At 69.9% G+C, this 20,471-nt stretch carries 19 protein-coding genes; all 19 read left to right on the top strand.

Features of this window, described 5'->3' with window-relative positions; all coding sequences use genetic code 11:
* Window positions 1-4 precede the first annotated feature (4 nt).
* Window positions 5-3,532, top strand: coding sequence for a type VII secretion system-associated protein (locus tag SACE_RS35825; RefSeq protein ID WP_011875172.1), 3,528 nt, complete (start codon window positions 5-7; stop codon window positions 3,530-3,532).
* Window positions 3,533-3,551: 19 nt separating this feature from the next.
* Entirely contained in the window at window positions 3,552-7,652 is a 4,101-nt protein-coding gene (locus SACE_RS32955) for an ADP-ribosylglycohydrolase family protein (protein WP_011875171.1), read from the top strand.
* Complete coding sequence (locus SACE_RS32950; protein ID WP_009948617.1) at window positions 7,649-9,292, top strand: TNT domain-containing protein; 1,644 nt, start codon at window positions 7,649-7,651, stop codon at window positions 9,290-9,292. The genes SACE_RS32955 and SACE_RS32950 overlap by 4 nt, the downstream gene beginning before the upstream one ends.
* A 64-nt stretch (window positions 9,293-9,356) precedes the next feature.
* Window positions 9,357-9,608 (top strand): hypothetical protein, encoded by a 252-nt coding sequence (locus tag SACE_RS32945; protein ID WP_011875170.1) that lies wholly within the window; start codon window positions 9,357-9,359, stop codon window positions 9,606-9,608.
* Between the two features lie 505 nt (window positions 9,609-10,113).
* Entirely contained in the window at window positions 10,114-10,488 is a 375-nt protein-coding gene (gene rpsL / locus SACE_RS32940; protein ID WP_009948619.1) for a 30S ribosomal protein S12, read from the top strand.
* Entirely contained in the window at window positions 10,488-10,958 is a 471-nt protein-coding gene (gene rpsG / locus SACE_RS32935; protein WP_009948621.1) for a 30S ribosomal protein S7, read from the top strand. Before rpsL ends, rpsG begins: the two co-directional genes overlap by 1 nt.
* A gap of 75 nt (window positions 10,959-11,033) precedes the next feature.
* Window positions 11,034-13,136 carry an elongation factor G gene (gene fusA / locus SACE_RS32930; RefSeq protein ID WP_009948622.1) on the top strand — a complete coding sequence of 701 codons (2,103 nt, stop codon included), beginning with the start codon at window positions 11,034-11,036 and terminating at the stop codon, window positions 13,134-13,136.
* A 128-nt stretch (window positions 13,137-13,264) separates the two neighbouring features.
* Window positions 13,265-14,458 carry an elongation factor Tu gene (gene tuf / locus SACE_RS32925; protein ID WP_009948624.1) on the top strand — a complete coding sequence of 398 codons (1,194 nt, stop codon included), beginning with the start codon at window positions 13,265-13,267 and terminating at the stop codon, window positions 14,456-14,458.
* A gap of 555 nt (window positions 14,459-15,013) precedes the next feature.
* A complete protein-coding gene (gene rpsJ, locus SACE_RS32920) occupies window positions 15,014-15,319 on the top strand; it encodes a 30S ribosomal protein S10 (RefSeq protein ID WP_009948626.1) in 306 nt (101 codons plus the stop codon).
* Window positions 15,320-15,336: 17 nt separating this feature from the next.
* Entirely contained in the window at window positions 15,337-15,987 is a 651-nt protein-coding gene (gene rplC / locus SACE_RS32915; RefSeq protein ID WP_009948627.1) for a 50S ribosomal protein L3, read from the top strand.
* Window positions 15,987-16,673, top strand: coding sequence for a 50S ribosomal protein L4 (gene rplD, locus SACE_RS32910; protein WP_009948628.1), 687 nt, complete (start codon window positions 15,987-15,989; stop codon window positions 16,671-16,673). Before rplC ends, rplD begins: the two co-directional genes overlap by 1 nt.
* Window positions 16,670-16,969, top strand: a complete 300-nt coding sequence (gene rplW, locus SACE_RS32905; RefSeq protein ID WP_009948629.1) for a 50S ribosomal protein L23 — start codon at window positions 16,670-16,672, stop codon at window positions 16,967-16,969. The genes rplD and rplW overlap by 4 nt, the downstream gene beginning before the upstream one ends.
* A gap of 32 nt (window positions 16,970-17,001) precedes the next feature.
* A complete protein-coding gene (gene rplB, locus SACE_RS32900; protein ID WP_009948630.1) occupies window positions 17,002-17,835 on the top strand; it encodes a 50S ribosomal protein L2 in 834 nt (277 codons plus the stop codon).
* An 18-nt stretch (window positions 17,836-17,853) separates the two neighbouring features.
* Window positions 17,854-18,135 (top strand): 30S ribosomal protein S19, encoded by a 282-nt coding sequence (rpsS, locus tag SACE_RS32895; protein WP_009948631.1) that lies wholly within the window; start codon window positions 17,854-17,856, stop codon window positions 18,133-18,135.
* A 42-nt stretch (window positions 18,136-18,177) separates the two neighbouring features.
* On the top strand, window positions 18,178-18,597 hold the full coding sequence (rplV, locus tag SACE_RS32890) for a 50S ribosomal protein L22 (RefSeq protein WP_029621862.1): 420 nt from the start codon (window positions 18,178-18,180) through the stop codon (window positions 18,595-18,597).
* Window positions 18,597-19,493 carry a 30S ribosomal protein S3 gene (gene rpsC, locus SACE_RS32885; protein ID WP_009948634.1) on the top strand — a complete coding sequence of 299 codons (897 nt, stop codon included), beginning with the start codon at window positions 18,597-18,599 and terminating at the stop codon, window positions 19,491-19,493. The genes rplV and rpsC overlap by 1 nt, the downstream gene beginning before the upstream one ends.
* Before the next feature lie 3 nt (window positions 19,494-19,496).
* Window positions 19,497-19,916 carry a 50S ribosomal protein L16 gene (rplP, locus tag SACE_RS32880; RefSeq protein ID WP_009948636.1) on the top strand — a complete coding sequence of 140 codons (420 nt, stop codon included), beginning with the start codon at window positions 19,497-19,499 and terminating at the stop codon, window positions 19,914-19,916.
* The gene (gene rpmC / locus SACE_RS32875; RefSeq protein WP_009948638.1) at window positions 19,916-20,158 is read left to right on the top strand and encodes a 50S ribosomal protein L29; all 243 of its coding nucleotides are present in this window, start codon (window positions 19,916-19,918) and stop codon (window positions 20,156-20,158) included. The genes rplP and rpmC overlap by 1 nt, the downstream gene beginning before the upstream one ends.
* On the top strand, window positions 20,155-20,430 hold the full coding sequence (rpsQ, locus tag SACE_RS32870) for a 30S ribosomal protein S17 (RefSeq protein ID WP_011875169.1): 276 nt from the start codon (window positions 20,155-20,157) through the stop codon (window positions 20,428-20,430). The genes rpmC and rpsQ overlap by 4 nt, the downstream gene beginning before the upstream one ends.
* Window positions 20,431-20,471 lie beyond the last annotated feature (41 nt).

Here is a 20,471-nt window from a genome sequence, read left to right as displayed (position 1 = left end):
CGTCATGAACGAGCCGAGGGCGCGGCTGCCCCTGGACGCGACCGAGCGGGCCGTGCTGGCGCACTGGCGCTCGATCCAGGGAACGCCCGAAGCACAGACGATCCTCCTCGAAGGCCGTGTGTCCGCTCCGGCGACACGTTTGGATCCGGCACCCGATCTGCGGGCCAAGCGGCTGGATGCCGACGAACGCGCAGCGCTCGCAGAATGGCGGCGCAGGCGCGACGACGTGCGTGCGCAGACCTTCGGCGAGGCCATGCTCTTGCACCGCTTCGAGAACCAGGGCGAGGGGCAGCCGAACGCGGCGGTCAGCCTGGCCAAGACACTTCGCCCGGAACAGCCGTCGGTCTTCCAGCGGACGTGGTCGACGCCTCGGCGCATTCCAGTCCACGCGGTCGGACTGCTGCTCGGCGGGGCGGTCGGGAATGCCTTCGGTGCCACAAGGCTTCGCGGAGGGACATGGGCGGGGGAAGGCCTGAGCGGCACTACAGCGGCCTTCCGCCTGAGCTGTTTCCTCGCCGAAGCGCTCCTCCGCGCGCACGCGCGTCTCCGCCGTAGTGGCGTGGACGCCGTATCCGAGGAAATAGGGCATGCGTTGAGCGTCTGGCGGGCGTTCGAAGATGGTGCGGAGCCGCCTCTCGATGCCCGGAACGTCAGCTGGCTCGCGCGAGAGTTGCCGCGGAGTTCCGCTGACGGACCATCGGCATCCACACCGGGTGGTGCCTCCGCGCTGGTATCGCACGCCACGCTGTCGTTCTGGTGGGGCGGCCTGGGCGCCACTCCCGCGGAAAGCGACCAAGCGCCACTCGCGGACCTGGTGACTGGCATGGTGCTGCGGGGCGGCGGCGACTCGCCGTCGGCTGTGTCGGCTGCAGCGTTGGCGACGCTCCTGCGCGAATCGATGTTCGATGCGCCCGAACTCGCTCTGAGCGAGGCCGAGCGCCATGTTGCGGCTCTTCCCGAAGGCTCTCTGGTGGCGGGCGCCCTGCGCCGGGTCCGGGAACTGCGCGACGGCTGCCGCGCGGGAAACGCCACCCACCGGGACGCGGTGGCGGAACTGGGCGGCTTCGGCGAGGTCGTGGGAGCGCTGGCGATCGGCGTGTTCGCGGCACTGACCTCGTCATCCTGGCAGGAAGCTCTGTCCCTGGCTACCGACTGGGACGGCGACGTGGCCGGCGCCGGTGCGATCTGCGGCTTCGTCAAAGGCGTTCAGGAGGGCCCAGGCCGCATCGGAGAAGACTTGGTCGGAAGTCTTGACGTCGGCGAGCAAGTCCTTCGGCTGGGGCTGGACGCTGCCGAGGAGTTCGGCTCGATGCCGGCGAACTCACCTGAGTGGTTCGCCCGGTATCCGGTTCTCCCGAAGCACCGGACGACCGGAGCGGGTGCTCCACGGGAAGGAGGACAGACCGCCGGTCGGACAACGCGGGGAACGGAGCAGAGCACTGTGGGGACGTCGGATGTCAACATGAACGCGGTCGAACGGGCCATCGCGGACTTCGCTGCCGAAGAAGCACCGGTGTCGCGGGTGTACGAGGAGTTCCTCCGGACACCGATGCTGCTGGTCACCTCGCCGGAATCGTCGGACCCGGTGTTCTTCCACATCAAGGACCAGGAGAAGGAGCAGATCTGGGTCTGCACCCGGGCGGAGGCCGTGCCGGACTTCGCGCCCGGTACGCGGGTTGCGATCGGCTACCAGCTGCTCCCGCTGCTCGGCGGACGCAACGTGCACATCGCCACGCCCGGCGACCAGAACGATCTGATGCTGATCGGGGAGCGAGCGGTGCTGCACTCCCTGCCGGAGCTCACCGACGAGTTCCGCGAAGAGGCTCGACGCCACCCAGGGTCGTGGCTGCCGGTCCCGGACGTGATGTTCCGGTCCTCGCCCGGGGCGGAGCTCGGTGAGCACGCGTTCGTCGGCCAGTTCTGGGTCGACGAGTCCGGCGAGCTGTCCGGTGACTACCGGCCGAACCCGACGTACATGCCGTCTCCGGTCACGCTCGGCTTTCCCGAGCCGGCTTCCCCTCTGGAGCGGGCACTGCACCTGAAGTACACCGGCTACGCGTCGGAGTCGGAACTTGCATCCGTGGTCGCCCGTACCGAGTTCGCGCTCGTGGTCGACGAGGACGGCAGCGTGCCCACGACTACCTCCAGCGGAGAAGATCGGCCAGTGGCCATCGCCGCCTCGGCGGCCAAGTACGTACCGGACATCGGGAAGAACGCGGTCCGGGTCAGGGCGGAATCCCTGCGCTCGTTGCTCCAGGAGGTCGACCTGGTCTTCGACGCCGGTACGGCGCACCAGGTCCGGCTTCCCGGGGCAGCGCTGATCGACGCACTCGACGCAGGACCCGAAAGCGAAGGTGCCGAGCCGGCGCGAGAAGCGCAGCCCCAGCAAGCCGGTGCACCCTCGCCGCAGCCGCAGCCGCAGCCGCAGCCACCGCGCCCGGAGCCGAACGCGCACGAGCGGTTCCTCGGGAGCATGCTCGCCGGGGCGATGGGGGACGCGCTGGGATATGCGATCGAGTTCAACGACATCGAGATGATCCGGCGGCACCACGGGCCGGCGGGGGTGACCGGGCCGGTGTTGCGGGACGGGCTGGCGCACATCTCCGACGACACCCAGATGATGCTTTTCACGCTGGAGGGGCTGATCCGGGCGCATGTGGCGCGGCGGATCAAGCCGGTCGACAGCGATCCGGTGCCCGAGGTGCAGCACGCCTACCAGCGCTGGTACCACACGCAGAACCAGCCGTGGGAGCGGGCGGCCGGCCCCTACGCGCGGCACCTGGCGCAGCCGGACGGGTGGCTGATCACCAACCGCGAGCTGTTCAGCCCGCGGGCGCCGGGCAACACCTGCATGTCGGCGCTGGCGAACTTCGCGCAGACGCACCAGCACGCCACCCCGCGGCACCGGATCAACGACTCCAAGGGCTGCGGCGGCGTCATGCGCGCCGCTCCGGTGGCTGTGTGGTCCAACGACCCGGCCGAGGTGTTCAAGGCCGCCGTCGACACCGCCGCCCTGACCCACAGCCACCCCAGCGGGTTCCTCTCCGCCGGTGTGCTCGCCGTCGTCGTGCACCAGCTGATCCGCTCCGTGCCGCTGGCCGACAGCGTGCGCGTCGCCCGGGATCTGCTGGTCCGCTGGCCCGAGCACGAAGAGCAGCTCCGCGCGCTGGACGCGGCCGTGGACCTGGGCGCCAGGGGCCCGGTGTCGCCGGAGGAGCTGAAGCAGACCCTCGGCGAGGGCTGGGTCGGCGAGGAGGCGCTCGCGATCGGGCTCTACGCCGTCATGGCCACCGGCGATCTGCCGAGCGCACTCCTCTTGTCGGTGAACCACTCGGGGGACTCCGACTCCACCGGCATCGTGTGCGGCAACATTGCGGGGGCGATCTACGGAAACCAGGCCATTCCGCCGGAGTGGCTTGAAAAGCTGGAACTGCACGACGTGATCCACACCCTGGCGCGGGACGCGCTGGCCGAGTTCAGCCCCGGTCCGCCGACCGACCCGGCGTGGAGCAGGCGTTACCCCGCTTGGTGACCCGACAGGAGACATGCCGATGACCGACGCTCGACCGGCCGGGTCCGAACCACCGCGGCTCACCTGGGCCGACCGCTTCCGCGGCGCGATGCTCGGTGGCGCCGTCGGCGACGCGCTCGGCGCCGGGGTCCGCGAGATGTCGACCGGCGAGATCCAGGGCTGGTTCGGCCCGCGGGGCGTCACCGAGTTCATCCCCGTCTTCGGGCGGCGGGGCGCGGTCAGCGACGTCACGCAGCTGAACGTGTTCACCCTCGACGCGCTGCTGCGCGCCAAGGCCGCCGACCCGGCCGGGTCGGCGCAGCCGCCGACGCCGCACGTGCTGGCGAACTACCTGCGGTGGCTGTTCACCCAGGGCGTGCCGTGGGAGTACGCGATGTCGGCGTACGTGCGGTCCGAACCCGAACCGACCGGGTGGCTGCTGCAGCGCCAGGAGCTCTACTCCACCCGCAACCCCGCGGGCAACGCGATGGCGCTGCTGGGGCGGATGGCGATGCGCTCGCCCTACGGTCCCGACGGCATGCTGTACCCGCCGGCGACGAACCCGGGCCTGATCGACACCGCGGCCTGGGCGGCACCGGCGATGGTGTGGTCGGACTCCCCGCAGCTGGTGTACTCGGTGGCGGCCGGCATCACGACGCTGTTCACCACCGGCGTGGACGCCCAGCACGCCGCCGGGATGCACAGCGACATCCTCGCGCAGCTCATCCGCGGTGTGCCGCTGTGGGACGCCGCCGCCGAGGCCGACGGCAAGCGCCTCGGCGTGGCCTACCCGGCGGCCTGGATGCCCGCCGACGTCCGCCGCACCGTGCACGCGGCGATGTTCGCCGGCACCCGCGGCCGCAGGCCGGAGCCGGGCCAGCTGGACATCGAGTTCGACACCGCCAACAAGCCGGGCGAGCTCGGGATCGCGCTTGCCTCGGTCGGCTGCACCTCGGACTTCGCCGACGCGGTGCGGGTCGCTGTCAACCAGTCCGCCGACAGCTCGGTCACCGGCGCGCTCGCCGGGCAGCTCGCGGGTGCGCTGTACGGGCCGGAGGCGATCCCCGCCCACTGGCTCGAGCAGCTCGACCTGCGCGACATCATCGAGCAGCTGTGCGCGGACGCCTCGGAGGCGTTCGCGCCGCCGCCGATGCCCAGGTGGGCGCAGCGCTACGTCGACGAGCGCAGCCCCGGTTACGGCAGTCCGCTCGAACTGACCGCCTCGATGCCCGCGGTGGACGCCGAAGCCGCGGTCGAGACGACGATGGTGCTGCCTCCCATCGGTTCCGACGACGTCGTGCCGGCCGCCGACACCGCTGACGGGGCATCTGGCCGGTTCACCGACCCGGCGGACGAGCCGTCGTGGCGGCGGGACGCTGCGCCCGAGCCCGGGCTGGGCGGTACCGCCTTCGCTCCGGAGGAGCGGCGGGTCGGCTTCGACCCCGACCGGGAGGACTGGCAGGTCGATGCGGCCGCCGCCCCCGGGGACTGGCAGGCCGGTGCGGACTTCGGGGTCGAGGCTGCGAACCCGCCGGACGGGCAGGCCTTCGCCTCGGACGACCGGCAGCCCGGCGAAACCGCCGACCGCGAAGACCCGCGGGTCGGAGTGGTCGGTGACTGGGAAGAGCCGCACGCTGGTGCGACGGCCGTCCGCGAGGACTTCGAGCCCGCGAGCGTTTGGCAGCCGCCCGCGGTACCGGAGCCCTTCGCCGAGGCGCCGTCCGGCGGCGACCGGAACGCGGAGGCGCGGACCGGGTTCGACCCGCAGCCGGTGACCGGCGCGTTCCGCGACTGGACGCCGCAGGACACGGGTGCCGAGGGCGCCGGGGTGCCCACCTTCCCGGAGCCGGAACCGCGGATCCCGGAGCCGGGCGACCACGAGCCGCGGTCCTTCCTGCCGCCGGAGCCGGAACCTCGGACGCGCGCGGAAACCGCGGAGGCGTCGGCCGGAGACTTCGACGAGGAACTGGCGGACGCCGTGCGCGCACACGGCGAAGACCCGCACGGATACGAAGCAGCGACGGCCGCCGCTCCCGCCGACGGCTTCGGCGAAGAAGAGGACGGCGAGCACGGCGTGGAGGAGTCCGCCGCCGACGCTCAGGACGGCCCCGACGTCGTCGACGACGAACCGTCGCTCGCGGATGAACCGCGTGCCGATGAGCTGCGCGCGGATGAACCGCTCGCGGATGAACCGCGTGCCGATGAGCTGCGCGCGGATGAACCGCTCGCGGACGAACCGCGCGTGGATGAGCTGCGCGTGGATGAACCGGTCGTGGCCGAACCGCGCACCTTCGAGCCGGTCGCGGACGAGCCGGACGCGGCCCGGTCCGCCGCCGAGTACGCGCCCGTCGAGGAGCCGGTCGTCGAGGAACCGGTCGCCGAGGACCCCGCCGACTGGAAGTCGGCGGCCGAGGTCGGGGCGTTCCCGGCGGCGGTCGGCGCCGAAGCGTCCGCTCCGGAGGTCGCCGACGGCCCGTCCGATGCCGAGCGGCACGTCGCGGCTGTCACGGCCTACGCGGCATCGGACGTCGCCGAGGACGAGGCGGAGGACACCGCGGACGACGACCTGAACGACGTCGAAGACGACACCGCCGCCTCGGATGCGGCACCGTCGTCGGTCGCCGAGCCAACCCCGGCACCCGCGGACGAAACGCGCGAGCCGGCTGCACCGGAACCGGCGGCAGCCGCGCACGCCGAGCCGCCGGCCCGCGTCGAAGCCGACCAAGCTCCGGCCGAACCGCAGGTCGCAGCCGAGAACGGCACCGCTCCGGCGATCGCCTCCGGCGGCCACGCCAAGCCGGAGGCCCCCGAGTACGTCGCGCCGTCGCTGACCGAGCGCGTGCTGGGCTGTTTCCTCGGCGGCGCGCTCGGCGACTCGTTCGGCTCCGACCTGGAGTTCGTCTCCGCCGACGAGATCACCGCGCGGTTCGGCCCGCAGGGGCCCCGCGGGCTGCGCGCCGCCTACGGCGTGCGGGGTGCCATCACCGACGACACGCAGATGACCCTGTTCACCGCCGAGGGCCTGATCCGGGGCAGCGTCGCCCAGCGCACGCTGGGCGCCGACGACCCGCTGCCCGAGGTGCAGCTCGCGTACCAGCGCTGGCTGCACACCCAGGGCGTGGCGTGGAAGTCCGCGGCGGGCCCGTTCATCGCCGAGCACCCGGCGCCGGACGGCTGGCTCGTCGAGGTCCCCGGCCTGTTCAGCACCCGCGGGCCGGGCAAGACGGTGTTCCGCGCGCTCGCCGGTTTCGGGGACGGGAGGCCCGCGGGTTCGTTCACCGAGAAGATCAACGACTCGAAGGGCTGCGGCGGGGTCATGCGGGCCGCTCCGGTCGCGCTGTACTCGGCTTCGCCTGCCGAGGTGTTCGAGCTGGCCGCCCGCACCGCCGCGCTGACCCACAGCCACCCCGCAGGCTTCCACTCCGCCGGCGCGCTGGCGGTGATCGTCCAGCAGGCGCTGCTGGGCAGGAGCCTGGACGACGGCGTGTGGCTGGCCCTGCAGGTGCTGGAGACCTGGGAGGACCACGACGAGACCACCGCGATGCTCAAGCTCGCGGTGGAGCTGGCCGAGCGCGGGGTGCCGACCCCGCGGCAGCTGGAGGAGGTCCTCGGCGGCGGCTGGGTCGGCGAGGAGGCGCTGGGCATCGCGGTCTGCGCCGCGCTGGTCGGCGGCGACGACGTCGAGCTGGCGCTGCGGGTCGCCGCGCACCACTCCGGTGACAGCGACTCGACGGCCGCGATCTGCGGCAACATCGTCGGCGCGCTGCTCGGCGTCGGCGCGCTGCCGGTGGACTGGCTGGCCGACCTGGAGCTGCGCGACGTCGTGGAGCAGATCGCGCTGGACTGCGTCGCCGAGTTCGGCGTCGGCGCCTTCCAGCCCGACGCCGACGAGTCGGCCCGGCCCGCCGACGAGGACTGGAGCGAGCGCTACCCGGTCCGCCCGCCGCGGTCGGCCCGGCCCGCCACCCCGTCGGCGGCTGGCGAGTTCCCGACCCGCCGCATGCGCGCGGTGAAGCTGGACGAGCCGGGTCAGCAGCGGTCGCCGGAGCCGGTCGCGGATTTCCCCGCGCCGAAGCCCGCGCCCCGGCGGATCAACGGCGTGATGCCGCGGGCGACGAGGCTGGAGGGGGACGACGAGTGATCACCGGTACGCCGGACTGGGCCACGTGGGGCTCGGTCGACGGGCAGCTGCGCAGGCTGGAGGCGGTCCCGGGCGCCGGGCTCCGCGCTGACGGCGAGCCCGTCGAGCCCGAGCGCGTCGAGCGGGCCTTCGTCGACCACCTCCCGGTGCCCGCTTCGCGCTGCCCGACGTTCCCGCAGCCCGCGGGCTACGGGCCGGCCACCGAGCCGGTGCTGCGCGTCGACGTCGAGGCCGAGCTCGTGGGCGCGCTCCGCCGCCTCGCGCCGGAGGGCTGGCAGCGCCTGTCGCTGTCCTGCGCGGCGTTGGGAGAGCGGATCGCGGTGAGCGCGACCGCCGTCGTCGGTGGTGCGGAGCTGTCGTGGATCGCTCCGTTCGAGGTGGTCGAGTGGCTGCGGCGGCACCGCGCCCTCACCTACACCCCCGGCGCGGGTGCGTGGAGCAACCTCGGCATCGAGGTCGCCGACGGCGGCGAACCCGCGTTCACCCCGGACCACGAGCCGCCGCGGTGGCCGCGCGAGACCGGCGACGAGCGCGAGTACTTCGACGAGCTGCGGCACCTGCCGCGCACCGGCGCGCCCGAGTGGCTGCTCGCCCCGGCGATCCGCTACCACCGCGAGCAGCTGGTGTCGGCGGCGGAGCTGCCCGGGCCCGTCCGGATGGCACCGCTGTTCGACGGCAGGGACGCCGAAGGGCGCCCGCAGGTCTTCCGGCCGGTGGTCACCGCCTCGGAGAAGGCGATGCTGGCCGAGTACCTGTGGAACGGCCACGTCGTGCTGTCGGCGCACAGCACCTCCGAGGACGAGGTCGACCCCTCCCGCCCGCCGGAGGTGCCCAAGGTGTTCTGCACCGACGGCGTCTGGGCGTGGCCGCTGTCGATGGCCCACTACCTGGAGCACCACGACATCAGCCCGCCCGCCGAGTTCCTCGACCACATCCGCCGCCACGCCCACCGCGTTCCCGGCAGCGTCGCCGCGCACGCGGTCGACCAGGCCAAGGCGCTGGTCCTGGGTACCGACGCCTACTCGATCGACGGCGGCTACACCGAGAACACCGTCGAGCTGATCCGCAAGCGGATCGCCAGCCTGGGTGTCTCCCGGCGCTTCTACAGCACCGACGGTCCGCTGGAGGGCGGCTGGAGCATGGTGCGCGAGGCCGACGGGTGGTGGTCGGTGTACTGCGTGGACGAGGGCCGCCGCAAGGACGAGTCGCGCTTCCCGATCGTCGCCGAGGCCGGCGCGCACCTGATCGGCTGCCTGACGCTGACCCTGGAGCGCTTCCTGCGCACGCCGGAGGAGGAGCTGGCCGACTACGAGTGCATGATCCGGCCGAGCGAGGTCGACCCGCCGCTGACCGCCTTCGACCGCAAGACGGTCTTCACGCTCCCCGCGGGCGCCGAGGTGGACCGCTTCGGGCCGTCCGAGGGCAACACCGTCTTCGTGGCGGGCACCACGCTGCCGCAGCGGTCGATGCCCGCGCACGCCCCGCCCGGCGAGTACCGCAGGTTCCGGGTGACCACCGGGTTCGAGGTGGTCTCGGCCGTCATCCGGCCGGACCACGGTCAGGTCGGCGGCGGCACCGCCTACTTCCTTCCGCTGCCGGTCGACGACCTGGTGCGGGACGGCTGGCTCGCCCCGGTGTGACGTCCCGGAGCCCTGCGCGGGCGGTGCGGTGATCACGGGTACGCCGCGCTGCTACCGTGCGCGTATGGGTGGGGTGACCCGCGAACTCGACTACGACGGGTCCCCGGTCGTCGTGCTCGACGTCGTCGGGCTGCCGTCGGCGGACGTGATCGCGGCGGGCGTCGCCGTCGTCGCCGCGGGTCCGGGCGACGAGCCTCGCCCGTTGCGGGACGACTGCGGCCCGGTGGTCCGCCGGCCGGGCAGTGGCTCGGCGCGGCCAAGTGGCTCGTGGTCTGGACCGAGCCGTAGTGGTGCGAACGCGCAGCGTGGCCGGTGATGCGACTTTCGGGCGCAGTGCCGCTCGACGCCTCGGTGTGGCGCGCCGCAGTGGGTACAGTGGCGGCTCGGACACGACGAGCCCGGCAACCGGCGACGTCGAAGGAGCGCCGGAGTGATCGGGCAGGTCATGGGTACCCCCGTTTTGACCCTCTCAGAACGGGGCGGGTATCTTTGTTTATCGGACCCGAGACCGATCGGGTCGATCCGCATGCCCGTGCGTGACAGGTGACTGCGTGCAGCTCCATCGCGGTTCGCAGTCCCGGACACCGACGCGGGCGGCGGAACTCCTCCTGACAGCCCACTGGGGTCATTCCCGTTGGGACGCCATCAGCGCCGCAAGGCCGAGGAGCGGGCGACACGCCCGACCTCGTGGTGCGGGGGAGTCCCAAGTACACAGTGCCGCAGGTGCTCGACGCCAGGGGCACTGTGCGTCAAGCGGAGCTCGGACGAGCGGCGCTTGGCCGAGTACCCAGAAGACGCGAACGCTGACAGAAAGCCGGTCCATGCCCACCATCCAGCAGCTGGTCCGTAAGGGCCGCCAGGACAAGGTCGCGAAGACCAAGACCGCGGCGCTCAAGGGGAGCCCGCAGCGGCGTGGCGTGTGCACCCGCGTGTACACCACCACCCCGAAGAAGCCCAACTCGGCACTGCGCAAGGTCGCTCGTGTCAAGCTCACCAGCGGCATCGAGGTCACGGCCTACATCCCGGGTGAGGGGCACAACCTGCAGGAGCACTCGATCGTGCTCGTTCGTGGCGGCCGTGTGAAGGACCTCCCCGGCGTGCGCTACAAGATCATCCGCGGTTCCGCTGACACCCAGGGTGTGAAGAACCGCAAGCAGGCTCGTAGCCGGTACGGCGCGAAGAAGGAGAAGAGCTGATGCCCCGCAAGGGTCCGGCCCCGAAGCGGCCGCTGCACGCCGATCCCGTGTACAGCTCACCGCTGGTGACCCAGCTGGTGAACAAGGTGCTGGTGGACGGAAAGCGTTCGCTGGCCGAGCGCATCGTGTACGCGGCGCTGGAAGGCTGCCGGGACAAGACCGGCACCGACCCGGTGGTCACGCTCAAGCGTGCGCTGGACAACGTCAAGCCGACCCTGGAGGTCCGCAGCCGCCGCGTCGGTGGCGCGACCTACCAGGTGCCGATCGAGGTCCGTGCCGGCCGTTCCACCACCCTTGCGCTGCGTTGGCTCGTCACCTACTCGCGGCAGCGTCGTGAGAAGACCATGGTCGAGCGCCTCATGAACGAGCTCCTGGACGCGAGCAACGGGCTCGGCGCAAGCGTCAAGAAGCGCGAAGACACGCACAAGATGGCGGAGTCCAACAAGGCCTTCGCGCACTACCGCTGGTGACGTCGGGTCGGCTCTTGCCCGCCTCGGCCCACCGCTTCGACAGCTGAATCCGCTGTAGGAACGGGGAAGAATCTCGTGGCACGCGACGTGCTGACAGACCTGACCAAGGTCCGCAACATCGGCATCATGGCCCACATCGACGCGGGCAAGACCACCACGACCGAGCGGATCCTCTACTACACGGGGATCACGTACAAGATCGGCGAGGTGCACGACGGCGCCGCGACGATGGACTGGATGGAAGAGGAGCAGAAGCGGGGTATCACCATCACCTCGGCTGCTACCACGACCTTCTGGGGCGACAACCAGATCAACATCATCGACACCCCCGGGCACGTCGACTTCACCGTCGAGGTGGAGCGGTCGCTGCGGGTGCTCGACGGTGCGGTCGCCGTGTTCGACGGCAAGGAGGGTGTCGAGCCGCAGTCCGAGCAGGTCTGGCGCCAGGCGGACAAGTACGAGGTCCCGCGCATCTGCTTCGTCAACAAGATGGACAAGCTGGGTGCGGACTTCTACTACACGGTGCGGACCATCGAGGAGCGGCTCGCCGCCAAGCCGCTGGTGCTCCAGCTCCCGATCGGCTCCGAGTCCGACTTCCAGGGCGTCGTCGACCTGGTGCGGATGAAGGCGCTGACCTGGCGCGGTGAGGTCAAGAAGGGCGAGGACTACGCGGTCGAGGACATCCCGGCCGAGCTCGCCGACGAGGCCGCCAAGTACCGCGAGCAGCTCGTCGAGGCGGTCGCCGAGACCGACGAGGCCCTGATGGAGGCCTACTTCGGTGGCGAGGAGCTGACCGAGGAGCAGATCAAGAACGGCATCCGCAAGCTCACGATCAACCGGGAGGCCTTCCCGGTGCTGTGCGGTACCGCCTTCAAGAACAAGGGTGTCCAGCCGATGCTGGACGCGGTGGTCGACTACCTCCCCTCGCCGCTGGACGTGCCGCCGGTGCAGGGCCTGCTGCCCGACGGCGAGACCGCCGCCGAGCGCAAGCCCAGCACGCAGGAGCCGTTCGCGGCGCTGGTCTCCAAGATCTCCGTGCACCCGTTCTTCGGCAAGCTCACCTACGTCCGGGTCTACTCGGGCAAGGTCTCCTCGGGCACCCAGGTCATCAACTCGACCAAGGAGCGCAAGGAGCGCATCGGGAAGATGTTCCAGATGCACTCCAACAAGGAGAACCCGGTCGACGAGATCCAGGCGGGTCACATCTACGCGGTGATCGGCCTCAAGGACACCACCACCGGTGACACGCTCTGCGACCCCCAGAACCCGATCGTTCTGGAGTCGATGACCTTCCCGGCGCCGGTCATCGAGGTGGCCATCGAGCCGAAGACGAAGGCCGACCAGGAGAAGCTGTCCACGGCGATCCAGAAGCTCGCCGAGGAGGACCCGACGTTCCAGGTCAAGCTGGACGACGAGACCGGTCAGACCATCATCAAGGGCATGGGCGAGCTGCACCTCGAGGTGCTCGTCAACCGGATGAAGTCCGACTTCAAGGTCGAGGCGAACATCGGTAAGCCCCAGGTGGCCTACCGCGAGACGATTCGCAAGACCGTCGAGAAGTACGAGTACACGCACAAGAAGCAGACCGGTGGTTCGGGTCAGTTCGCCCGGGTCATCATCTCGCTCGAGCCGATCGAGCAGAGCGCCGACAGTGCGACGTACGAGTTCGAGAACAAGGTCACCGGTGGTCGTGTGCCGCGGGAGTACATCCCGTCGGTCGACCAGGGTGCGCAGGACGCCATGCAGTACGGCGTGCTGGCCGGCTACCCGCTGGTGGGCATCAAGGTGACCCTGCTGGACGGCCAGTACCACGAGGTCGACTCCTCGGAAATGGCCTTCAAGATCGCCGGTTCGATCGCCATGAAGGAGGCCGCCGCCAAGGCGTCCCCCGCGCTGCTCGAGCCGATCATGGCCGTCGAGGTGACCACCCCTGAGGACTACATGGGTGACGTCATCGGCGACCTGAACTCCCGTCGTGGCCACATCCAGGCCATGGAGGAGCGCAGCGGTGTCCGCGTCGTCAAGGCCCAGGTCCCGCTGTCGGAGATGTTCGGGTATGTCGGCGACCTGCGCTCCAAGACGCAGGGTCGTGCGAACTACTCGATGGTGTTCGACTCCTACGCCGAGGTTCCCGCGAACGTGGCTAAGGAGATCATCGCGAAGGCGACCGGGGAGTAATCCCCAGTTCGGCGGCGGGTGGCCGGACTCCTGCGGGAGCGCCGGCCACCGGTCACCAACCCGACAGGACTCCGCCTGGCACAACAAGTCGTACGGCGGAAAGTTAACAAGTCCAGGAGGACAATCCAGTGGCGAAGGCGAAGTTCGAGAGGGACAAGCCGCACGTCAACATCGGGACCATCGGTCACGTTGACCACGGCAAGACCACGCTCACCGCGGCGATCACCAAGGTGCTGCACGACAAGCACCCCGAGCTGAACCCCTTCACGCCGTTCGACGAGATCGACAAGGCGCCGGAGGAGAAGCAGCGCGGCATCACGATCCAGATCGCGCACGTCGAGTACCAGACCGAGAAGCGTCACTACGCGCACGTCGACGCCCCCGGTCACGCCGACTACGTCAAGAACATGATCACCGGTGCGGCCCAGATGGACGGCGCCATCCTGGTGGTCGCGGCGACCGACGGCCCGATGCCGCAGACCCGGGAGCACGTGCTGCTGGCCCGCCAGGTCGGCGTCCCCTACATCCTGGTCGCGCTGAACAAGGCCGACATGGTCGACGACGAGGAGATCATCGAGCTCGTCGAGATGGAGGTCCGCGAGCTGCTGTCGGCTCAGGAGTTCCCCGGCGACGACGTCCCGGTCGTCCGCGTCTCCGCGCTGAAGGCGCTGGAGGGCGACGCCGAGTGGGGCGACAAGATCATGGAGCTGCTGGACGCGGTCGACGAGAACGTTCCGGACCCGGAGCGCGAGACCGACAAACCGTTCCTGATGCCGATCGAGGATGTCTTCTCCATCACCGGTCGTGGCACCGTGGTGACCGGGCGCATCGAGCGCGGCGTCATCAACGTGAACGAAGAGGTCGAGATGGTCGGCATCAAGGAGAAGCCGCTCAAGACCACCGTCACGGGTGTCGAGATGTTCCGCAAGCTGCTCGACCAGGGCCAGGCCGGTGACAACGTCGGTCTGCTCATCCGCGGCATCAAGCGCGAAGAAGTCGAGCGCGGCATGGTCGTCGTGAAGCCCGGCACCACCACCCCGCACACCGAGTTCGAGGCGCAGGTCTACATCCTGTCCAAGGACGAGGGTGGTCGGCACACGCCGTTCTTCAACAACTACCGCCCGCAGTTCTACTTCCGCACCACCGACGTGACCGGTGTGGTGACCCTCCCGGAGGGCACCGAGATGGTCATGCCGGGCGACAACACCGAGATGTCGGTGCAGCTCATCCAGCCGATCGCGATGGACGAAGGTCTGCGCTTCGCGATCCGCGAGGGTGGCCGCACGGTCGGCGCGGGTCGCGTCACCAAGATCCACAAGTGATCCGGTAGAGGGCCTGCCTCTCCTCGCGAGGGGCAGGCCCTCTGCGGTTTCCCCGGGAACCGAGATCGAATTCCCGGTGAACCCACCCCCGATTTGGGTTGACATACGGCGTGTGTCATCCTGTATGGGTTGCTCGTTCGGAGCGGTCGGATTTCGGGCGCACGCCCGGCTTCAATCCGGCCGCTTCGCTACGAACAGCCTCGCGCCCTTGGTTCGGACCAGGACCGGTTCTTCCGGGCCTGCGCGTGGCCGCCGTGGAGGCGGCCTGCCGATCAGGGTGGCAAGAGAAGGTGTACGGGCCGAGAGGCCCATCCCACCGGCACAGTTCGGCGGGACCGGTATGTGGTCAACAAGGCGACACGCCCGACCGCGTGTACCGGGCACCAAACACCTGAACAGGGGCGGACCGAGGGCTGTGACCCACCCTGCCGGACACCCGGCATCCGGGGGCGCTCACACGGCTGAGGCCGCGCAGGGCACCAACGCCCAACGGGGGCGGTGAACCCGCTCCCTGCATGCAACCGCGGCACGAGACTAGAGGAACGGCAAGCCACTATGGCGGGACAGAAGATCCGCATCCGGCTCAAGGCCTACGACCACGAGGCGATCGACGCGTCCGCGCGCAAGATCGTCGAGACCGTGACGCGCACCGGCGCTCGGGTCGTCGGGCCGGTGCCGCTGCCCACTGAGAAGAACGTCTACTGCGTCATCCGCTCCCCGCACAAGTACAAGGACTCGCGGGAGCACTTCGAGATGCGGACGCACAAGCGGCTCATCGACATCCTCGAACCGACGCCGAAGACGGTGGACGCGCTCATGCGCATCGACCTGCCAGCCAGCGTCGACGTGAACATCCAGTAGGCGGAGAGACGAGACCCATGTCTGACAGGCAGATCAAGGGGATTCTGGGCACCAAGCTCGGCATGACCCAGGTCTTCGACGACCAGAACCGGGTGGTTCCGGTGACGGTCGTGCAGGCCGGGCCGAACGTGGTCACCCAGATTCGCACCCCGGAGAAGGACGGCTACTCGGCCGTGCAGCTGGCGTTCGGCGCCATCGACCCGCGCAAGGTGAACAAGCCGCGCACCGGCCACTTCACCAAGGCAGGCGTCACTCCGCGCCGCCACGTCGTCGAGCTGCGCACCGCCGACGCCGGCGAGTACGAGGTCGGCCAGGAAGTCACCGCCGAGGTCTTCGAGGCCGGCACGGTGGTCGACGTGGTCGGCACCAGCAAGGGCAAGGGCTTCGCGGGCACCATGAAGCGCCACGGCTTCCGCGGCCAGGGCGCGAGCCACGGTACGCAGGCCGTGCACCGCAAGCCGGGCTCCATCGGTGGCTGCGCCACCCCGGGCCGCGTGTTCAAGGGCATGCGGATGTCCGGCCGGATGGGCTCCGACCGCGTCACCACCCAGAACCTCAAGGTCCACCGGGTGGAGGGCGAGTCCGGCCTGCTGCTGATCAAGGGCGCCATCCCCGGCCCGAAGGGCGGACTGGTGCTGGTGAAGAGTCCCGCGAAGGGTGGTGCGTGATGAGCGTGACGCTGGACGTCCGTACCCCGGACGGCAAGACCGACGGCACCGTCGAGCTGCCCGCCGAGATCTTCGACGTGCAGGCCAACATCGCGTTGATGCACCAGGTCGTGGTCGCTCAGCTCGCGGCGGGCCGGCAGGGCACGCACGCGACCAAGACCCGCGGCCAGGTCTCCGGTGGTGGCAAGAAGCCGTACCGGCAGAAGGGCACCGGTAACGCCCGGCAGGGCTCGATCCGCGCCCCGCAGTTCACCGGCGGTGGCACCGTCCACGGGCCGCAGCCGCGCGACTACTCGCAGCGGACCCCCAAGAAGATGAAGGTCGCCGCGCTCCGCGGTGCCCTGTCCGACCGCGTCCGCGCGGGCCAGCTGCACGTGGTCAGCCACGTCGTCGGTGGCGAGCAGCCGTCGACCAAGCAGGCCAGGACCGCGGTGCGGACCTGGACCGAGGCCAAGCGCGTCCTGGTGGTGCTCAACAAGTCGGAGGAGACCTCCTGGCTGAGCCTGCGAAACCTGCAGAACGTCCACCTGATCGACCCGTCCCAGCTGAACACCTACGACGTCCTGGTCAACGACGACGTCGTGTTCACCAAGGCGGCGTTCGAGCGCTTCGTCGCCGGCCCGGCCAAGGGCAAGACGGCCAAGGCGGCGGCTACCTCTGGTGAGGCTGAGGAGGCGAACCAGTGATCCCCGACCCGCGAGACATCATCCTTGCGCCGGTGATCTCCGAGAAGTCCTACGGGCTGCTCGAGGAGAACCAGTACACGTTCCTGGTCCGCCCGGGCTCGAACAAGACCGAGATCAAGATCGCGGTCGAGAAGATCTTCGGCGTGAAGGTCACCAACGTCAACACGATCAACCGCCAGGGCAAGCGCAAGCGCACCCGCACCGGGTACGGCAAGCGCAAGGACACCAAGCGGGCGATCGTAACGCTCTCCCCGGAGAGCAAGCCGATCGAAATCTTCGGCGGACCGGCCGCCTGACCGGCGCTGATTAGGACGAGGTTGCGTTAAAGATGGGCATTCGCAAGCACAAGCCGACGACGCCAGGGCGTCGCGGCTCCAGCGTGTCCGACTTCGCCGAGATCACGCGGTCGGAGCCGGAGAAGTCGCTGCTGCGCCCCCTGCACGGCCGGGGCGGTCGCAACGCACACGGCAAGATCACCACGCGGCACAAGGGCGGCGGCCACAAGCGGGCCTACCGCCTGATCGACTTCCGCCGCAACGACAAGGACGGTGTGCCGGCCAAGGTCGCGCACATCGAGTACGACCCGAACCGCAGCGCCCGGATCGCGCTGCTGCACTACGCGGACGGCGAGAAGCGCTACATCATCGCCCCGAACAACGTGCGGCAGGGCGACCGGATCGAGAGCGGTGCCCGCGCCGACATCAAGCCGGGCAACAACCTGCCGCTGCGCAACATCCCCACCGGCACCGTGGTGCACGCGATCGAGCTGCGCCCCGGCGGCGGGGCCAAGATCGCGCGCTCGGCGGGTGCCAGGGTCCAGCTGGTGGCCAAGGACGGCCCGTACGCCCAGCTCCGGATGCCCTCGGGCGAGATCCGGAACGTGGACGCGCGCTGCCGTGCCACGGTCGGCGAGGTCGGCAACTCCGAGCACGCCAACATCAACTGGGGCAAGGCCGGCCGGATGCGGTGGAAGGGCAAGCGCCCGACCGTCCGCGGTGTCGTGATGAACCCGGTGGACCACCCGCACGGTGGTGGTGAGGGCAAGACCTCCGGTGGTCGTCACCCGGTCAACCCGAAGGGCAAGCCGGAGGGTCGCACCCGCCGCAACAAGCCCAGTGACAAGCTCATCGTCCGCCGTCGCCGCACCGGCAAGAAGCGCTGAGCAGGGAGGTAGGAGAACATGCCACGCAGCCTGAAGAAGGGCCCGTTCGTGGACGACCACCTGCTCAAGAAGGTGGACGCGCTGAACGAGTCGGGCAAGAAGACCGTGATCAAGACCTGGTCCCGCCGGTCGACGATCATTCCGGACATGCTCGGGCACACCTTCGCGGTCCACGACGGCCGCAAGCACATCCCGGTGTTTGTCAACGAGTCGATGGTCGGGCACAAGCTCGGCGAATTCGCCCCGACCCGCACCTTCAAGGGTCACGTCAAGGACGACCGGAAGTCGCGCCGCCGCTGAGCGGGTCTGTGACACGAACGAACAGCAGCAAGGGGTAGCAGGATGACAGCCCGTATCGACGACACTGCCGCGGAGGAGAACCCGCGCGCAGTGGCGCGGGCCCGCTTCGTCCGCGTGACGCCGATGAAGGCCCGTCGCGTGGTGGAGCTCATCAAGGGCCGTAGCGCCAGCGAAGCCCTGGCCGTGCTCCAGTTCGCGCCGCAGGCCGCCAGCGGTCCGGTGTCGAAGGTGCTCGCCAGTGCGGTCGCCAACGCGGAGAACAACCTCTCGCTCGACCCCGACACCCTCTGGGTGCACCGGGCCTACGTCGACGAGGGTCCGACGCTGAAGCGCTTCCGGCCGCGCGCGCAGGGTCGCGCGTACCGGATCCGCAAGCGGACCAGCCACATCACGGTCGAGGTCGAGTCGCGTCCGAAGAAGGTGGCCAGCAAGTCCAAGAGCCAGAAGGGGAGTGCCCGGTAGTGGGTCAGAAGATCAACCCGCACGGCTTCCGTCTCGGCATCACCACGGACTGGAAGTCCCGCTGGTACGCCGACAAGCAGTACTCGGAATACGTCGCGGAGGACGTCAAGATCCGCCGTCGGCTCTCTCGCGGTATGGAGCGCGCAGGGATCTCCAAGGTGGAGATCGAGCGCACCCGCGAGCGGGTCCGGGTGGACATCCACACCGCCAGGCCGGGCATCGTCATCGGCCGTCGCGGTGCCGAGGCGGACCGCATCCGCGGTTCGCTGGAGAAGCTGACCGGCAAGCAGGTCCAGCTCAACATCCTCGAGGTCAAGAACGCCGAGGCGGATGCTCAGCTGGTCGCCCAGGGCGTCGCCGAGCAGCTCTCGAACCGGGTGTCGTTCCGGCGCGCGATGCGCAAGGCCATCCAGTCGGCCATGCGCTCGCCGCAGGTCAAGGGCATCCGGGTGCAGTGCGGTGGCCGTCTCGGCGGTGCCGAGATGTCCCGGTCGGAGTTCTACCGAGAGGGCCGGGTCCCGCTGCACACGCTGCGCGCGGACATCGACTACGGCTTCTTCGAGGCCCGCACGACCTTCGGCCGCATCGGCGTGAAGGTGTGGATCTACAAGGGCGAGCTCGTCGGTGGCCTGAAGCAGAAGCAGCAGGAGTCCGAGGTGCGCCCGCCCCGCGGTGAGCGCGGCGAGCGCGGTGGCCGTCCCGAGCGCGGCGGCCGTCGCCGTTCGGGTGCCTCCGGCACCACCGGCTCCGGTGGCACCGAGGCCGGTCGCGCCGCGGCGGACAAGTCCAAGGGCTCCGCGCAGAGTCCCGAGCAGGCGCAGACCTCCGGCGACGTGGCCTCGGCCAACGCCCCGCAGGTCGCCGAGCCTCGGGCCGATGAGAAGACGGAGGGCTGAGACGTGCTGGTCCCACGCAGGGTGAAGTGGCGCAAGAGCCACGCGCCGAAGCGGAAGGGCTTCGCCAAGGGCGGCACCCGGATCAACTTCGGTGAGTACGGCATTCAGGCGATCGAGCACGGCTACGTGACCAACCGTCAGATCGAGTCGGCCCGTATCGCCATCACCCGGCACGTCAAGCGTGGCGGCAAGGTGTGGATCAACATCTTCCCGGACCGCCCGCTGACCAAGAAGCCGGCCGAAACCCGTCAGGGTTCCGGTAAGGGCTCCCCGGAGTCCTGGGTCGCCAACGTCAAGCCCGGTCGCGTCATGTTCGAGCTGAACTTCCCGAACGAGAAGACCGCGATCGAGGCACTGACCCGTGCGGCGCACAAGCTCCCGATGAAGTGCAAGATCGTGTCCCGAGAGGCTGGTGACTTCTGATGGCAGCGGGCGTCACCGCCACCGAGCTGCGCGAGCTGGCCGACGACGAGCTCGTGCAGAAGCTGAAGGAATCGAAGGAAGAGCTGTTCAACCTCCGGTTCCAGATGGCGACCGGGCAGTTGGAGAACAACCGCCGGCTGCGCGTCGTTCGCCGGGACATCGCCCGGATCTACACCATCATGCGTGAGCGCGAACTGGGCCTGACGGTTTCTCCCGAAGGCGCTGAGGAGGGCGCGGCATGAGTGACGGAGGACAGGGCGTGACCCGCAACACCCGCAAGGTCCGCGAGGGCTACGTCGTCTCGGACAAGATGGACAAGACGATCGTGGTCTCGCTCGAGGACCGCAAGAAGCACGCCCTCTACGGCAAGGTCATGCGCCGCAACACCAAGGTGAAGGCGCACGACGAGGCCAACACGGCGGGCGTCGGCGACCGGGTCCTCCTGATGGAGACCCGCCCGCTGTCGGCGAGCAAGCGCTGGCGGCTGGTCGAGGTCGTCGAGAAGGCCAAGTAAGTCGGTCGCGGTCGGCCGGCCGTTGGAGGGTTCCGCGGCCG

It is taken from the genome of Saccharopolyspora erythraea NRRL 2338 (assembly GCF_000062885.1).
Lineage (GTDB): Bacteria > Actinomycetota > Actinomycetes > Mycobacteriales > Pseudonocardiaceae > Saccharopolyspora_D > Saccharopolyspora_D erythraea.
The sequence above is the reverse complement of the archived record's forward strand: the minus strand, read 5'-3'. Positions and strand labels throughout refer to the sequence as shown.

Coding starts and splice junctions, on each gene's coding strand:
- SACE_RS35825 (WP_011875172.1), top strand. CDS start 5: ATGAACGAGCCGAGGGCGCGGCTGCCCCTGGACGCGACCGAGCGGGCC.
- SACE_RS32955 (WP_011875171.1), top strand. CDS start 3,552: ATGACCGACGCTCGACCGGCCGGGTCCGAACCACCGCGGCTCACCTGG.
- SACE_RS32945 (WP_011875170.1), top strand. CDS start 9,357: ATGGGTGGGGTGACCCGCGAACTCGACTACGACGGGTCCCCGGTCGTC.
- rpsL (WP_009948619.1), top strand. CDS start 10,114: ATGCCCACCATCCAGCAGCTGGTCCGTAAGGGCCGCCAGGACAAGGTC.
- rpsG (WP_009948621.1), top strand. CDS start 10,488: ATGCCCCGCAAGGGTCCGGCCCCGAAGCGGCCGCTGCACGCCGATCCC.
- rpsJ (WP_009948626.1), top strand. CDS start 15,014: ATGGCGGGACAGAAGATCCGCATCCGGCTCAAGGCCTACGACCACGAG.
- rplC (WP_009948627.1), top strand. CDS start 15,337: ATGTCTGACAGGCAGATCAAGGGGATTCTGGGCACCAAGCTCGGCATG.
- rplD (WP_009948628.1), top strand. CDS start 15,987: ATGAGCGTGACGCTGGACGTCCGTACCCCGGACGGCAAGACCGACGGC.
- rplB (WP_009948630.1), top strand. CDS start 17,002: ATGGGCATTCGCAAGCACAAGCCGACGACGCCAGGGCGTCGCGGCTCC.
- rpsS (WP_009948631.1), top strand. CDS start 17,854: ATGCCACGCAGCCTGAAGAAGGGCCCGTTCGTGGACGACCACCTGCTC.
- rplV (WP_029621862.1), top strand. CDS start 18,178: ATGACAGCCCGTATCGACGACACTGCCGCGGAGGAGAACCCGCGCGCA.
- rpmC (WP_009948638.1), top strand. CDS start 19,916: ATGGCAGCGGGCGTCACCGCCACCGAGCTGCGCGAGCTGGCCGACGAC.
- rpsQ (WP_011875169.1), top strand. CDS start 20,155: ATGAGTGACGGAGGACAGGGCGTGACCCGCAACACCCGCAAGGTCCGC.